The organism is Labrys sp. WJW, assembly GCF_001676615.1.
GTDB classification, from domain to species: Bacteria; Pseudomonadota; Alphaproteobacteria; order Rhizobiales; family Labraceae; genus Labrys; species Labrys sedimenti.
On the sequence record NZ_LYXZ01000001.1, the window covers coordinates 198,564 to 214,092 of the forward strand.

The 15,529-nt window shown below is 63.5% G+C and carries 12 protein-coding genes; 8 read left to right on the top strand and 4 right to left on the bottom strand.

All coding sequences use genetic code 11. The features are described from left to right. Position 1: 1 nt before the first annotated feature. Positions 2–1,192, top strand: a complete 1,191-nt coding sequence (locus BA190_RS00850) for a serine hydrolase (protein ID WP_245314475.1) — start codon at positions 2–4, stop codon at positions 1,190–1,192. 30 nt (positions 1,193–1,222) lie between these two features. On the opposite strand, the gene BA190_RS00855 is transcribed toward BA190_RS00850, so the two are convergent. The 4 genes from BA190_RS00855 to BA190_RS00870 all read right to left on the bottom strand — a co-directional run bounded on the left by BA190_RS00855 (position 1,223) and on the right by BA190_RS00870 (position 7,459). Beyond that, positions 1,223–3,589, bottom strand: a complete 2,367-nt coding sequence (locus BA190_RS00855) for a glucose/quinate/shikimate family membrane-bound PQQ-dependent dehydrogenase (RefSeq protein WP_068281518.1) — start codon at positions 3,587–3,589, stop codon at positions 1,223–1,225. A 208-nt stretch (positions 3,590–3,797) separates the two neighbouring features. Then, positions 3,798–5,042: a glycosyltransferase family 4 protein gene (locus BA190_RS00860; RefSeq protein WP_068281519.1), complete on the bottom strand. Its 1,245-nt coding sequence runs from the start codon at positions 5,040–5,042 to the stop codon at positions 3,798–3,800. Between the two features lie 21 nt (positions 5,043–5,063). Continuing rightward, positions 5,064–6,455 carry a sugar transferase gene (locus BA190_RS35645; RefSeq protein ID WP_162275031.1) on the bottom strand — a complete coding sequence of 464 codons (1,392 nt, stop codon included), beginning with the start codon at positions 6,453–6,455 and terminating at the stop codon, positions 5,064–5,066. 290 nt (positions 6,456–6,745) lie between these two features. Continuing rightward, entirely contained in the window at positions 6,746–7,459 is a 714-nt protein-coding gene (locus BA190_RS00870) for a metallophosphoesterase family protein (RefSeq protein ID WP_245314477.1), read from the bottom strand. Between the two features lie 243 nt (positions 7,460–7,702). Between BA190_RS00870 and BA190_RS00875 the strand changes: the two genes are divergently transcribed. From BA190_RS00875 to BA190_RS00905, 7 genes are all read left to right on the top strand, one after another. Beyond that, positions 7,703–8,293 (top strand): polysaccharide biosynthesis/export family protein, encoded by a 591-nt coding sequence (locus tag BA190_RS00875; protein ID WP_068281521.1) that lies wholly within the window; start codon positions 7,703–7,705, stop codon positions 8,291–8,293. Between the two features lie 29 nt (positions 8,294–8,322). After that, on the top strand, positions 8,323–9,681 hold the full coding sequence (locus BA190_RS00880) for an outer membrane beta-barrel protein (RefSeq protein WP_068281522.1): 1,359 nt from the start codon (positions 8,323–8,325) through the stop codon (positions 9,679–9,681). Between the two features lie 13 nt (positions 9,682–9,694). After that, entirely contained in the window at positions 9,695–10,372 is a 678-nt protein-coding gene (locus BA190_RS00885; RefSeq protein ID WP_068281523.1) for a hypothetical protein, read from the top strand. Between the two features lie 127 nt (positions 10,373–10,499). Continuing rightward, the gene (locus BA190_RS00890) at positions 10,500–11,036 is read left to right on the top strand and encodes a transcription termination/antitermination protein NusG (RefSeq protein WP_068281524.1); all 537 of its coding nucleotides are present in this window, start codon (positions 10,500–10,502) and stop codon (positions 11,034–11,036) included. A 115-nt stretch (positions 11,037–11,151) separates the two neighbouring features. After that, on the top strand, positions 11,152–12,588 hold the full coding sequence (locus BA190_RS00895) for an O-antigen ligase (RefSeq protein WP_068281525.1): 1,437 nt from the start codon (positions 11,152–11,154) through the stop codon (positions 12,586–12,588). A 52-nt stretch (positions 12,589–12,640) separates the two neighbouring features. Further along, positions 12,641–14,854 (top strand): polysaccharide biosynthesis tyrosine autokinase, encoded by a 2,214-nt coding sequence (locus BA190_RS00900; RefSeq protein WP_082979358.1) that lies wholly within the window; start codon positions 12,641–12,643, stop codon positions 14,852–14,854. Next, the gene (locus tag BA190_RS00905; protein WP_156771306.1) at positions 14,851–15,504 is read left to right on the top strand and encodes a hypothetical protein; all 654 of its coding nucleotides are present in this window, start codon (positions 14,851–14,853) and stop codon (positions 15,502–15,504) included. Before BA190_RS00900 ends, BA190_RS00905 begins: the two co-directional genes overlap by 4 nt. The last annotated feature ends 25 nt before the right edge of the window (positions 15,505–15,529 follow it).

The window sequence follows — 15,529 nt, forward strand, 5'->3', positions numbered from 1 at the left end:
CGTGACGACAAAACCATCGGCGTTCGAGGCGGCATGGGGCTTCGCCAGGGACGCGGTCCGGCTCGGCAATTGGCGCGCAGCTCCCTGGAACGTCTGGGCGTTTCGCCATGTCTGCGAACTCATTCCGACAGCTCGGATCGCAGCCACGCCCGGCCTGGCGGAAGAGCCGGTCGTCGATGCGAGCGATCTGCTCGGCGAGACGGTGAGGCTCGAAGGGCGGCGTGTCACGGTAGCCGAACTCCTGGGCAAGACCTTTGCCGACGCCATGGTCGTTATGAAGTCCGGCCGCATCATTGCCGACTTCCACGCCCCGAATTTTACGCTGGAGAGCCGGCATATCCTGTTCTCGACCAGCAAATCCGTCACCTCGATCATCGCGGGGATCCTGCGCGACGATGGACGGCTCGATTTCGACGAGCTGGTGCCACATTATGTACCCGCCCTCAAAGCTTCGGCTTATGGCGATGCGCGCGTCAGGGACGTCCTCGACATGAGGGTGAGCCTGGATTTCGAGGAGGTCTATCATGACCCGCGCGGTCCTTATGCCCGCTATCGCCGCGCCGGCCTGCTGGATCCGCCGGCGCCCGCCGACAAGATTGAAACGGTGGTTGAATTCATTGCCGGATTGAAGAAGGGCAAGGCTCCCCACGGCGGCCCCTATCACTATGCCTCGCCCAATTCCGACGTCCTGGGACTGATCATCCAGGGCGCCTCGGGGCAACGCTTTTCGGACCTCGCGTCAGAGCGCCTGTTCCGTCCGCTCGGAGCCCGACAGGATGCCTATGTGACGGTCGACAGGGCCGGTACGCCGCGCACCGGCGGCGGCATCAACATGACGCCGCGCGACCTGGCCCGCATCGGCGAGATGATGCGGCAGGGTGGCATGGCCAATGGACGCCGGATCGTCTCGCAGGAATGGGTCAACGACACCACTACCGGCGGTTCCTCCAGAGCCTGGGCCGAAGGCACATCCTCGGCATGGCTGCCACAGGGACGCTATCGCAACAAATGGTACCAGACCGGCACCGGCAACGGCGCGTTCTTCGCACTGGGCATTCACGGCCAATGGCTCTATGTCGACCCGCATGCCGAAATGGTCATCGCCAAGGTCTCGTCCCAACCCGAGGCCGTGGTCGATGACGCCAAGGATCTCAATCTTGCGCTGTTCGACGCCATTGCGAAGATCATCTGAGAGCCCGGCGGATGCAGGATCCGACCGGACCTACGGCAAGCTGTAGGCGATCAGATAATCCCCCATCGTGGTGCCGAACGAGCCATGGCCGCCGGCCATGGTGACGACATATTGCTTGCCGCCGATCTCGTAGCTCATCGGTGTCGATTGCCCGCCGGCCGGCAGGCGGTCCTCCCAGAGCTGGTTGCCGGTGGTCACGTCATAGGCACGGATATAATTGTCCATCGTATAGGTCATGAAGGCGACGCCGCCGCCCGTGACGATGGGGCCGCCGAGCCCGGGCATGCCGATCTTCAAGGGCAACGGAATCGGCGAGACATCGCGGATGGTGCCGTTGCGATGCATCCAGACGATCTTGTTCGTCTTAAGGTCGATACCGGCAATGAAGCCCCAGGACGGCTGCTTGCAGGGAAAGCCGACCGGCGACAGCAACGGATTGATCGTCACGCCGAAGGGCACCCCGAACTGAGGCTGTACGCCCTGCTCCGTCCCCGAGGGCAGGCTGGCATCCGGCGTCGCCGGGTTGTTGGGGCCGCGCGGGATCAGCTTGGACACGAAGGGCAGGTAGATCGGGTTGGCGATCGCGACCTGGCGTACCGGATCGACGGCGATGCCGCCCCATTCGAAGGTGCCCAGATTGCCAGGGAAGACCAGCGTTCCCTGCAGCGAAGGCGGCGTGAAGGTCCCTTCATAGCGCAGGCGCTTGAAGATGATCCGGCAGGCGAGCTGATCGAACATGGTCGCGCCCCACATGTCCGCATCGGTCAGCTTCTTTTCAGGCCGGAAGGTGAGCTCGGAGAAAGGCTGCGTGGGCGAGACCCGGTCGCCCGGGGCGGCGCCCTGCGGTACCGGCTTTTCGGGGGCGGGTACGATCGGCTTGCCGTCCCGCCTGTCGAGCACGAAGATGTTGCCGGTCTTGGTCGGCGCATAGAGGGCGGGCACCACGCTGCCGTCGGGCCTGGCGAGGTCGACGAGGCTGGGCTGGGCCGGCACGTCCATGTCCCAGAGGTCGTGATGGACGGTCTGGTAGGACCAGGCGAGCTTGCCGGTATCGGCGTTGAGGGCGACGATGGAGGAGGCGTAGCGCTCGCTCGCTGGCGTGCGGTTGCCGCCCCAGATGTCGGGCGTCTCCACGCCGGTCGGGATATAAACCAGGTTCAGCTTGGGGTCGTAGGACGAGACGATCCAGGAATTGGGCGAGGCGTCGACGAATTTATGGGTCGCCGACGGCATCTGGTTGGGATCGTCATTGCCGGCGTCGAAGGCCCAGACCAGCTTGCCGGTATGCACGTCGAAGCCGCGGAACACGCCTGAAGGCACGGTGGCCGAATAATTGTCGATCACCGAGCCGGTGACCATCACGATCTTGTCGGTCACCACCGGCGGGGAGGTCACGTAATAGAAGCCGCGCTGGGTGACCCCCATGCCTTCCATCAGGTCGATCGAGCCGTCCTTGCCGAATTGCGCGCAAGGCGTGCCCGTCTGGGCGTCGACCGCGAACAGCCTTCCATCATTGGTCGGCAGGAAGATGCGCGTCGGACATTCCGCCGGCGGTGCATTGCCGTCGGAGGTACGAGCGTCCGCCTTGGTCTCCAGATAGGAGACCCCGCGGCAGGTCATGTGCTGGTAGGTCTTGTCATAGGCAATCTTGGGATCGAACTTCCATTTCTGCTTGCCCGTGGTCGCGTCGAGCGCGAACAGGATCTGGTGGGGCGAGCAGAGATAGAGCGTATCCTTGATCTTGATCGGCGTGACCTGGTTGGTCAGCTCGCCCGGATCGTTCGGACCCTTGAGATCGCCGGTCCGAAAGGTCCAGGCCACTTTCAGCTGGGAAACGTTCTGCGGCGTGATCTGGGCAAGCGGCGAATAACGGTTGCCGAATTGGGTGCGGCCATAGGCCGGCCAGTCGCCATCGGGCAGGTTTGCCGCATCGGCCGCGACGGGGGCGGGCGAAGCGGCCGGCGGCAGGTTGCCGGCAAAGCTCTGCGGATCCTGCGTGAGCGAATAGCCGAGGACACCGGCGCAGGCCAGAAGCGCGACGACGAGCGGGGCTCGGGCTGCGAAGCTCAATTCGCCCGTCACGGACGAACGCAAGGGACGGATGACGAAGGGCAGCAGCAGCCACAGGCCAAGTGGTGCGAGGATGTCGCCCCGCGGTGCCAGCAGCCAGAAATCGAAGCCGGATTCCCACACCGCCCAGACCAGCGTGCCGAGCAGGAGCGCGGCATAGACCACAAGGGCGGAGGAACGTCGCCTGGCGAGCAGGAACGCCGTCACCAGCATCAAGAGGCCGGCGACGACATAGTAGGGAGAGCCGCCCAGGAGCAGCAGCCAAATTCCCCCGCCGCCGAGGGCCAGACCGATTATCGCAAAGATAATCCAAGTAATGGTAAGCATAAGGCCACGACTCTGGTGCATTGAGCCATCCAGTTCAGCGAAAGATGTCGTATCCCCTTGCGAAAGGACTAGCAGGCCTGGACGGGGGAGGCAACAGCCCGCGGCGGGGGTATTTCACCTTGCCCGCTCAGGTTGGCAAAAAGCTACCGCAGCCCGCAATTTGAATGAGTGGAGCGATGGCACCGCGCCACGCATCCATGGCTGCGACCTAGCTTTTCGGCGGCGCTGCGATCGGCAGCAACAGCTCCTGCCAGGCGTGCAGGCTGGAACGCCGGTCAAGCCCACTCTCGATCAGAGCGCGCGCATTGAGCCCTTTCTCCGCCAGGAGGTCAGGCCGGCCGCGCCATTGGCGGACGGTCGCCGCGAAGCCCGCGCTGTCGCCGGGAACGACGACGGCACCACAATCATACCGGCGGATCAGGCTCGATATTTCACCATCCGGGGCCATGACCGCAATCATCGGTTTGCCTGCCGCGGCGATACCGTAGAATTTGCTCGGCACGATCAAACCTTCCAGGCGCGGATTGAGCGACAGCCAGTGAATATCCGGCACCGTCAGGGATTGCGGCAATGTGCCGGCATCCTGATAGGGCTGGAAGTGAAACATCGCTTCCAGCCCCTGCTCGGCGGCGGTTCGCTTGAGGTAAGGGGTCAAATGGCCGTTCCCGATGAGCAGGAAAGCGATCCCGGGCTCGTCTCGAAGCAGGCGGGCGGCACCGATGAGCGTGTCGATCTCATGCGCCCGGCCGAGATTGCCCGAATAGCCGATCACAAACTTGTCCTGCAGCCCCCAGTCACGGCGCAACCGGCTGGGCTCCGGGCCGACCGGCACAATGCAGCGGTCATCGCACCAGTTGGAAATCGCGGTGACCCGGCCGGCCGGCACCCCAAGCCCGACGATCTTCGCCTTCATCCTCTCGCCCACCGCCACATTCATGACGGCATGGCGAAGGCTGGCGTTCCGTAGCCTGCGCAGGATGCTTCCGAGGAAGCCCTTGCCGGCCTTTACGCCGAGCTCTGCGGCAACTTCCGGATAGACATCCTGCAGCCAGTTGACCTGCCTGAGACGCCGCGCCAGGACGACCGGCAACAGCGAGACGCCCAGCAGCGGCGGATCGGTCTTGACCACGACGATATCGCCGGCCCGCGCGCGCCGCCAGACCTCGAAGGCCAGGGCCGCGTGAACGGCGAGCGCAACGCCGGCGCGCCGGAAGAGCGATGGGCCCGGCTCCGTCACGGGACCGACGCGGTGGATCGCAACGCCGGGCAGGATCGCCTCGGGGTCCAGCCTGCGGGTGGGTTCGTCATAACGGCCAGCACCGGTGATGGCGACGACCTCCCAGCCCTGCCCGGCCAGGAAGGCGGCCAGATCCGACGCGATCTGGCTGGTCGCGGACGTATCGGGATGGAAGTAGCGATTGACCAGGAGGACGCGGCGCTGTTTCGAAGCCATGCGGGATCGCTGCCGTTCCGATCAACGTCGATAGGTCGGGGGAGAGTGCTGTTCCGCCAAACCCCGTGCCAGGGGCTTTCTGCCCCTGCGCGCGGCCATGGCGCGGCTGAGCGCGGCGCTCCCTCTCCGTTCGCCACCGAACAGGAAGATCACGGTCATGACGGCGATCTTGAGGTCCAAAGCGAGGGAAGCATTGTCGATGTAATATTCATCGAGGGCGTCCTTCTCTTCGCGGGTCACGAGATTGCCGCCATTGACCTGGGCCCAGCCGCTGATGCCGGGCCGCACAGCGAGGCGCAGCCCGGGATTGGCGGGCTGGTCCGCCGGCAGAAGCGGCCTCGGGCCGATCAAGGACATCTCGCCCGTCAGCACATTCAGCAATTGCGGGATCTCGTCGAACCGCATCTTCCGGATGAAGCGCCCAATCGGCGACAGGCGCTCGGGCCCGGGAACCACATGCCCCTTGGCATCGTAGGGAGCGTGATAGGTCCGGAACTTGTAGATGAAAAAATGCCGACCTCCCCGCCCTACCCGCTGCTGCCAGAAATGCAGGGGGCGCCCCACGTCGAAGAGCACCAGCATGGCGACCAGCAGCCAGACGGGCGCCAGCAGCACCATGAGGCCAATCGAGGCCACGATGTCGATGACGCGCTTCACGCCGAAATAGCGCCGCAACACGGCTGCGGGATGCTGCTGCTCATCCCTCACCGCAATCGTGGGCAAGGCCGGTATCCCTGCAGGGCCCTTGGGCATGAGCTCCAGCGCCTGCGCGACGCTCTTGAGCGCGATGCCTCGGCGATGACACTCTTCCGTGACGAACCGGAGGCTGGCCGTCTCCAGCTGGCCAGGTTCCATGGACAGCCACACCGCGTCAATCGTCACGCCATGCAGGGCATATTCGTCGACGATGCGCCCGAGATCGCCCACGCGCCCGGCCACGCGCACGCCGTTGAGCGACCGTCCCGTCGCCGCTGGCCCCTCGTCGAGGACGGACATGATCTGCGTGGTGACTGGCGCTTGGCTCTCGATGAGCTTGATCACGAGCCAGGCGAACTGGTCCGTGCCGATCAGGATGACCTTGCGAAGATCGGTGATGTTGCGCTTGGCGCTGACCCTGGCGCGCTCGTGGGAAACCAGCCTCGAGAAGACCCGCCCGCCCACCAGGCCCGCGCCCAGGACAAGCGAATAGAGGATCGGGGTCGAGCGCGGTATGCCGTCGAGCCGCGTGAGCATGAAAAGCACCAAACCGCTGGCGCTGATGGTCAATGCAATCACCGCGCCGATCGCATAGAGATCGGGGACCGAAAACGTGTTCTGGATGGCATCTCCGGCACGACAGATGAGCAGGGCCGGAATTGCAAATGCGATCGTAACGAAAACGAAAAGATAGGGACCCGGAAGGTCGAATGGCATATTCGGCCAGGCGAGGAGCTCAATATCCCGCAACGCCAGCGTCAATATCGGTGCAGCAATCACCCACAATACGTCGAAAAGCGACAGACGTAATTTACGCGGACTATATGACGTCGGGATTCGGGACCGCATTCAACGCTCCTTACAGGCCCAGAATAAATATGACTGTAGCAACGTCAAGCTGCCAACCCGTAAACAGGGTTGCCAGTTCCGAGGCGATCCGAACGAGCCATTGCAATCCCTGGATTGCGGCCGCCGAATGTGTTGCCGGGCAATCGGAAAGCCTTTCCTCATGGCGTGGCGCTCAAAAAGCGCCGGCCTGCCTCTTCCAGCACGACTGCGGTGAGGCGGGAGGTTGCAAAGGCCCCCGTGTCGACATTGATCCGATTGGCGTGCATTTCCGGCTCGGAGACGGGCGAATGGCCGTGCACTACGATCTTGCCGAAGCTGCCTTCGAAGTTCAGGAATTCGTCCCGGATCCATAGAAGGTCTTCGTCTGCCTGACGGTCCAGGCCAACACGCGGCTTCACCCCGGCGTGGCAGAAGAAATAGTCGCCGCAACCATGGTTCAGGGGCAATTCTTCCAGGAATCGCCGATGGGCGGCAGGCAGCTTTGCGGCGAATTGCTCGCGGGCCTGGCGATAGCCACGCCCGCGCAAGGCCTCGCTGACATCGACCCCGTAGGAATGCAGCGTTTCCAGGCCGCCCAACCCGCGCCAGCGATCGAGAACCGAGGGATCATCGAGAAAGGACAGCAGCAGATCCTCGTGGTTGCCACGCAAGGCTTTGATGGCAACGCCAAACCGGCGGGAGGACAAATGCTCGATCACGCCGGCAGAGTCAGGACCCCTGTCGACATAGTCCCCCAGAAAAACCACCAGAGGTTCGGTGATACCGCCGCCGAGGTCGACCAGGATCCGCTGTTCCATCCGCAGCAGCAGGTCCCGGCGGCCATGAATGTCACCAACGGCATAAATTCTCGTTCCAGGCGGGACAGTCGACACGCCTTCTCCCTTTGGCAACGCCACCATCGATGCCATGAACTATAATCAAATGGCGCGAAGATTACGCTCGATGCTTGAGCTATCAACACCCTTCTTCATCACGCGAGTGAATTTGTTCATTAAGCAAACGAAATAAAGCACGAGGCGAACAGGAGAAATTATTGGACAAAAAAACGCACTTACGCCTATCGTTACGTTGTCTCTAGATCCGATCTCAGGCGCGAGGGGTTGTGGGTGTCGCGTATGGGTATTCAAGCGAGGCCGTTTTCGGCCCTCATTCTGGTTTTCTGCCTGTTGCTCGCGTCCTGTGCAAACGACACGGTCGGCGTTGCCTCGAAAGCCGACCAGGAAGCCCTCATCCAGAAAGCAGCGGTCGCAGCCCCGAACATTCAGGCCGGCGACAAGATCAGGGTCACAGTTTTCGGGGAAGACCGACTCACCGGAGAATACCAGGTCGATCCGGCCGGCTTCGTCTCCCTGCCGCTCGCAGGCACCGTGAAGGCGGCGGGCCTGAGCAAGCAGCAGATGGAAAAGACGCTCGCCTCCAAATTCAGCGGCGAATATCTGCGTGATCCCAAGGTCACCGTAGACCTCGCCAGCTTCAGGCCTTTCTATATCCTTGGAGAGGTCAACAAGCCCGGGGAATATGACTACAAGAGCGGCTTGAATATCGTAAGCGCCCTGGCCGTGGCTGGCGGCACGACCTACAGGGCCAGTACCTCCAATATCGATATCCAGCATGTCGGCGAAACCGGGTTCAAGAAATACCCGATTTCATCGAACATTCCCGTTCTGCCGGGCGATCTTATCCGCGTCCCCATGCGTTACTTCTAGCCGCTTGAACCTGACAACCAGGGGTATTGATGCCGCGTACAACGTCACTGGTTTTCCTGGTATCGGTGACGACGCTCATCCCGGGCTTCGGCCTGCAGCCCGCATGGGCGCTTGACGCCACGCCAAGCCAGGCAACGACCGAGACCCTGGGCATCACCGCCAATCCCAGCTTCGTCGAGGGGCTGCCCTTCGGCGGCTGGCTGGTCTATCCATCCCTGTTCCTCGGCGCTGTCTATAACGACAATATCGACGGCCAGGACCGACACCGCCAATCGTCCCTAGGGTTGCAGATCCAACCGCGCCTGGATGCGGCATGGGAAGATGGCATTCATCGCCTCGCCCTCTATGCCAATGGTGATTTCCAGCTCTACCCGTCGCATCAGGACAGCAGCCGTATCACCGCCAAGGTCGGAGCGGCCTGGACCTATTCGCCCTTGCCGGACCTCACCATCCGGCTGCACGGCGATTTCAGCCGCGCCAACGGCATGTTCAGCCCGGGGTTCTGGTCATCGCCCTACCAGACCTGGCAGCGGCCGGGCGCCGTGCTCACCGATTCCTCGGTTTTCACCAACACCTATGAGGCCGGTATCGCGGTCGAAAAGAAGGTGACCGATCAAACCTCCATCCGCCTGTCCGGCGGCGTCATCTATGCCAGCTTCGATCGCCCCGACGACAGGGCTGCGGCAAAGAGCGGCTTCCCCACCCCGTTAAATGGCACGGACTATTATGTGGCGCTTCGCGCCACCACCATGCTGACCCCGCAGATCTACGCCTTCATCGAAGGGGGCGCCGATTTCCATCGGTATGACAGGAACGTCAAGGGCGATTCCGTCTACCATGTGACGGCTGGCCTCGGCTCGGAGCTGATCCGGCTTGTCCGCGGCGAAATCTATGTGGGTTACCAGGCCCGCGACGGATCGCGCCGCATTTCCGGCTCGACGAACCAGCCGGCATTCGGCGGGCGAATTTCATACTATCCCACGCAATACATCACCATTGCCGCTTCGGTCGATCAGTCGCTCTCCTTCTCGCAGACCCCCGTCCTCCTTCCCTCGGGCAATGGTGGCGTCACGCAGGCCATGCAATCGGCTTCCGGCCGGACATTCCAGTCCCGGATCCAGGTCGACTACGCCCTGTCCCAGCTCTGGTCTGCCTATGTCCAGGGCGGCTATGGCCAGACACGCTACAACGCCATCTCCAATCTCACCCAAACACAGGTCTGGTCGGCCGGCGCGGGGCTTCGCTATGATCTGTGGCGCAATATGGCGCTCACCCTTGAATACCAGTTCAACCGCTCCAACTCGAAATACAGGCAAGCAGCGCTTTTCAATTCCACCAGCTCGTTCAACCAGAACGTCGTTTCAGTCGGATTGACTTATCATTACTAGGGAGCCCTCAACCATGCTGGCGAGGCTCACGCTGCCAATTCTGACCTGCTTGTGGCTCGTCACGGCTGCCCAGGCACAATCGACCCCGGCGCCGGCCTGCGTTTCCGAAACGGATCCGCTTGGCTGCGAACAGGCGCAGGAAAACCTGAAGCCGGAGATGCTCGGGCTGCTTTCAGCCAATCCCCATGGCGGGCAGCTCCTGGAGGGAATCGCCTATCGAATGGCCGTCGCCCAGCCTGAACAGGCGTTCGCGCTGATCGCCTTGGCCAACCGCTCCAATCCCGAGCAAATGGCGGCCATCGCCCGCGGCCTGTTGCATGCCTTCGACGAATTGGCGCAATCCAGTCCGCAGTGCCGCGCCGGATGCATGGACCGGCTGCAGAAGATCATGACGCTGCGTCGTCTCAAGCCGATGGCCACCCGTTCCGCACGCCAAGAAAAGTGCCTCCCGGGAAAGGTCGGCGTCAAACCCTATCCGCTGACCTGCGGCACGCCCGTCAGGGCCGCGATGCAATGCGCCAACCAGACGCTCACCTCCCTGCTGACAGCCCTTGCCCGCCAGCAATTCGCAGCACTCGCCACAGCCTCGGGCAGCCCGAATGGTTGTTTTGCGCCCGTCTATCAAAGCCCCCACAACGCCGCGGGCTGGACCTCCTCGGTCCCCACCGGCCTGCCGATAAGTCGAAATTGATGGTTGCCAGATTCGGTCATTTCCGCGAGCCTGGGCTCATGTTGTTCAGTAGCGATGCGTTTGCAAAATCGGGAAGCGTCATCGAAGGGGCGCAGCCCTGGAACAGCCCCCTGTACCGGTTGCAATCATGAGCATTGCCCTATCCTGCCTGCTTCAGGCCAATGCAAACGGGCAGCGCTGGTATGTCGTGCAGACACGCGCCCGCTCGGAGGAGACTGCGCGCTTCAATCTGGAAGCGCAGGGCTTCGAGGTCTTCCTGCCGCGCACGCAGCGTACCGTCCTGCATGCGCGCAAGCGCCGGATCGCCCTCCACGCCCTCTTTCCCGGCTATCTGTTCGTGCGCCTCGATCTGGAACGCGAACGTTGGCGCTCGATCAACGGCACCATCGGCGTGGTGCAGGTGGTGATGGGCTCCAACCTGCCCCTCCCGGTGCCCGATGGCGTGGTCGAGAGCATCCTGACCTATGTCGATGCCGAAGGCATTGCGCGGCTCGACCGCGATCTTGCACAGGGACAGACGGTTCGCGTGAAGCTGGGGCCGTTTACCGAAAGCATCGGCCCGCTGATGCGCCTCGATCCCAATGAACGCGCCCGCGTGCTGCTGGAGATCATGGGGCGGGCCGTGGAGATCAATCTGCCCCGGCGAGCGCTGGAGGCAGTTTGATACCGGCCGGCTTATGCCGGCCACCCGATGTCGGACAGAGGGTGAGACACACCGTTTCACCCTAACGGCGGTAGCATGGCAAAAATGGACGACGTTGCGATCGAGGCAGGCGGAATTGGCGAGCGGCACGCTTGCGGATGAGCACCTGACGTCTCGTGCTGGGACGACGACTGGCGGTGTCGAGAGGCTTTTCCTGGCGGCTCTCATCCTCGGCCTTGCCTGGGCTCCGGCCTGGCTCGGCAGCAACCGGGCGATGGCTTGGGGGGTGAACGGCATCCTGTTCCCGGGACTGGTCATCGCCTACGAACTCACCCGAATCGTCCTGGGTCGGCCCCATGCGGTCGCTGCACGGCACCTCTTGGTACCCATGGGTCTTTTCACTGGCGTAGCCGGCTGGATCCTCCTGCAGATTTCCCCGGGGATGCCGCCTTCGCTGGCTCATCCCATCTGGCCTCTGGCTGCGCAGGCGCTCGGCGAACCCGTCATCGGCACGATCAGCGTCGATCCCGGCGCGAGCGCGCTCGGGCTCCTTCGCCTGGTCACCGACGCCAGCGTGTTCTGGCTGGCGCTCCAGCTTTGCCGTTCGGCGCCCCGGGCGCATCTGCTGCTCTATGCGGTCATGGCCATCATTGCCGTCTACGCGGCGCTGGGGCTCTACCTTGCGGTCTTCGAGGCTTCGAGGATCCCGTATCTGGACGGCCCCGCACCCGGCCAGGTGCGATCGACCTTCATCAACCGCAACAGCCTGGCCGCCTATGCCGGCATCGGCGTCATCATCGCCTTGACCCTGTGGCTCAGGGCGCTGAAGTCCGGAGCAGCCTCGGCGACCGGCCCCGATCCCCGTCAGCGCGGCCATTTCATCCGCCTGATCGCACAGCTCCATTGGGCCGAGATCGGCGCAGGATTGCTGGCGCTCGCCGCCCTCATGGCGAGCGGTTCACGTGGGGGTGTCATTGCCACGGCGGCAGGCCTCGTCTGCGTGCTGGTCCTGTCGTTCCCACGGTCGGACGGATCCATCCTCCAGCGGATTTCCGTGCTCCTCCTGCCCCTGCTGGCTTTGGGCGGCGCCATCGTCTTCATGGGGGACATCGTCTTCGGGCGTATCGCCACCTCCGGCCTGACCGATACGAGCCGGGCGGCGGTCAACGACATCATGATCCGTTCCCTGCACGATGCCCCCCTGTCGGGTTTTGGCTATGGCACCTTTACCGATATTTTTCCCGTCTATCGCGATCAATCCATTTCGACGACTGGCGTATGGGACAAGGCGCACAACACCTATCTCGAGGTTTTACAAGGGCTTGGCCTCATATTTGGAACCATGTTGATAGGCTTGGTGGCCTGGCTTGTCGGACTTTGCATGGTCGGCGCCTTTCGCCGGCGCCGGCATCGGGCTCCGCTGGTCTGCGCCATCGGCTCCGGTGCTCTCTTGGGCGTGCATGCGCTCGTCGACTTCAGCCTGCAGATCCAGGCGATCTCGCTGACCTTCATGGCCGTGCTCGGCGCCGGCGTGTCCCAATGGGCCAGTTCCAGCGTAAACCTGGCGGATTAGAAACTGTCATGAACTGCAGATGGATCCCTGATCACGATCGGAGCTGCGCCAGATGTTGAACCGTCTCGACACGAGGGTGCGCGGATTGGACGACGGCGAAGCCCAGGGCGGCGGCTTCGATATCCGCGATACCGTCAACTTCGTCTGGCGCCAATGGGCCTTCATTCTGGCCTGGACCATCCTGGCTGCGCTGTTGGGGGCCATCTATATCGCCAGGCAAACGCCTCTCTACACCGCCACCACCCAATTGCTGCTGGACCCCCGCAAGGAAAAGGCCGCGGGCCCGGACTCCATATATACCGACACTGCCCTCGACCTGTCCGTGGTCGAGAGCGAGATCGCCGTGATGCGCTCCACCGTCCTGCTCAAGCGCGTGGTGCTCAAAGAGGGCCTGCTCGGCGGTGGCGACACCCCCGCCCAACCCTCCCAGGACAGTGCCGGCTCCTCCCCATCGGCATCTCCGGCTTCTGCCGGCGGATCCGATGACGCGATGTCGCCGGCCATGGTCGCCGCCGTCGAGGGCCTCAAGAATGCGGTGGTGATTTCACGCGCCGGCCAGGCCTATGTGATCAACGTATCCTACACGTCCGACAGCCCGGCCAAGGCCATGCAACTGGCCAATGCGATTGCCGATGCCTATGTCGTCGACAAGCTCGACGCCCGCTTCGAGGCAGCCAAGCGCGCCTCGAACTGGCTGAACGACCGGCTGGTGGAACTGCGCCAGCAATTGCGCCTCTCCGAGGAAGCGGTAGCCAAGTTCCGGGCCGACAACAATCTCGCGCAGGCCGTCCCCGGCGCCACGCTCAACCAGGAGCAGCTCACGCAATTGAACGGCCGGCTGGTGGCGGCGCGAGCCGACACGGCCGAGAGGAAGTCACATCTGGATCTGCTGACCAAGATCCAGGCCGAGCGCGGCAAGCTCGATGCCCTGCCCGAGGCGGCCAGTTCCGGCGTGCTGGCCGATCTTCGGCGGCAGGAAAACGACCTGTCCCGCCAGGAGGCGGACCTCCTGGCGCGCTATACCGGCGCCCATCCCCAGGTCGTCAACGTCAGGGCCCAATTGTCGGATGTCCGCCGCAGCATCGCCAACACACTGCGCCAGATCGCCAGCGATGTCAGGAGTAACTACAATCTCGCCTTGGCCCGTCAGGACGCGGCCGAGCAGGCCTTGAAGGAGGCCTCCGGCCAATCCGACCTCGACGCCTCCAAGACGATCACCCTGCGCGAGCTCGAGCGGACCGCTGCCGTCAACAAGAGCCTGTTCGAGGATTTCCTGCAGCGCGCGCGCCTGACGCAGGAACAGTCGACCTTCGAGGCGCGCGATGCCCGGATCATCACCCCCGCCGTGGCGCCCGGCATTCCTTCTTCCCCCAAACGTACCCAGATCATCCTGACCTCGCTCATTCTCGGGTTGATCGCTGGAATCGGCGCGGCCTATCTCAAGGAGGCGCTGAACGCCGGCTTCACCACGCCGCGCGAGATCGAGACATTGCTCGAAATGCCGCTGCTCGCCTCGATCTCCCGCTTCTCGCCACGCACCAAGGACGAAAACGGCCGTCTCCTCAGCTTGCCCGAATACCCTCTGCGGATGCCGCTGGCGCGCAGTTCGGAGGCGATACGCTCGCTGCGCAGCGCCGTGCAGATGAGCGATGTCGACCATCCCCCCAAGGTGGTGCAGGTGACATCCACTCTGCCGGGCGAAGGCAAGACGACGATCGCTTTGATGATGGCGACCTCGGCGGCCCAGTCCGGCCAGAACGTGCTCTTCATCGATTGTGACCTGCGCCATCCCTCGGCTTCCTCGCAATTGAGGAAGGAGAAGGCGCCCGGCCTGATCGAATGCCTGCTGGGTGAAATCGAGCTCGAACAGGCGCTCTTCTACAGCGACAAGTTTCGGATCTGGGCTCTCGCCGCGGGCGGCGAGAGCAAGAACCAGCCCGACCTCCTCGCCTCCGAGCGCATGAAGGCGCTGATGGCAAAGGTGCGCAGCCGGTTCGACGTGGTGATCGTGGATACACCGCCCATGGGGCCGGTGATCGACCCTGTGATCGTGTCCAATCTGGTCGACAAGGTGATCTACATCGTGCGCTGGGCTGCGACGGCCCGCGAGATGGTGCAGCAATCGCTGCGCCAGATCGCCGGCCAGAAGAAGGTGGCCGGCATCGTGTTCAATCACATCATGGACGACAAGGCCAAGAAATATGGCCGCTTTGCCTATGGTTACTATTATGGCAGCCGCTACTACCGGAAATATTACGAAAAATGAGCGCTCGGGTTGCGCGGATAGGCACGGCGGTCCTCTGCATGGCCGTGGCTGGCTTTGCGGTCTGGCGCTCGGTTCCGGTCCTCGGCTTTGCGCTCGCCGAGCGCCAGGCAGGCGAAAGTGGCGACATAGCCTCTCTCAGAACCTTTGCGACGACACTGGAAACCGGCGCCCTGGCCGAAGCTGCCATGCAGTCCGCCATCACCCAGGCCCAGCCCACCAGAACGATCGAGGGCACCGTCCGCCTGCTGAGGCGCCAACCTTTGTCGAGCAGCGCCTGGCTCGATCTGGCCGTGGCCCGGCTTGCCGGCGGCAAGAGCATGGCCGAGGTCGCGCAGGCCCTGCGCCTGTCGGCGTTGACCGGGCCGAATGAATCGGTCCTGATGGCGAGCCGCGCCCTCGTCGCCCTGCCGCTATGGACCGCCCTGCCCGACGACCTCCACCGCCGCACCGCGCAGGATATCGCCGGCGGCTGGGAACGCCTGGAGGCTTCCGACAAGCTCGTCATGCGCCTGACCCTGTCGAATGCCCCCGCCACCCGCACCGAGCTCACAGCGCTGCTACACCAGGTAGACGGCATGAACCCGGCAAGGCTCGAGGATCTCGGCCTCGCCCCGGCTGCTCCGACCCAGCCTGGGGAAACGGTCCCATGATACAGCCTGGCCGAAACACCAGCCC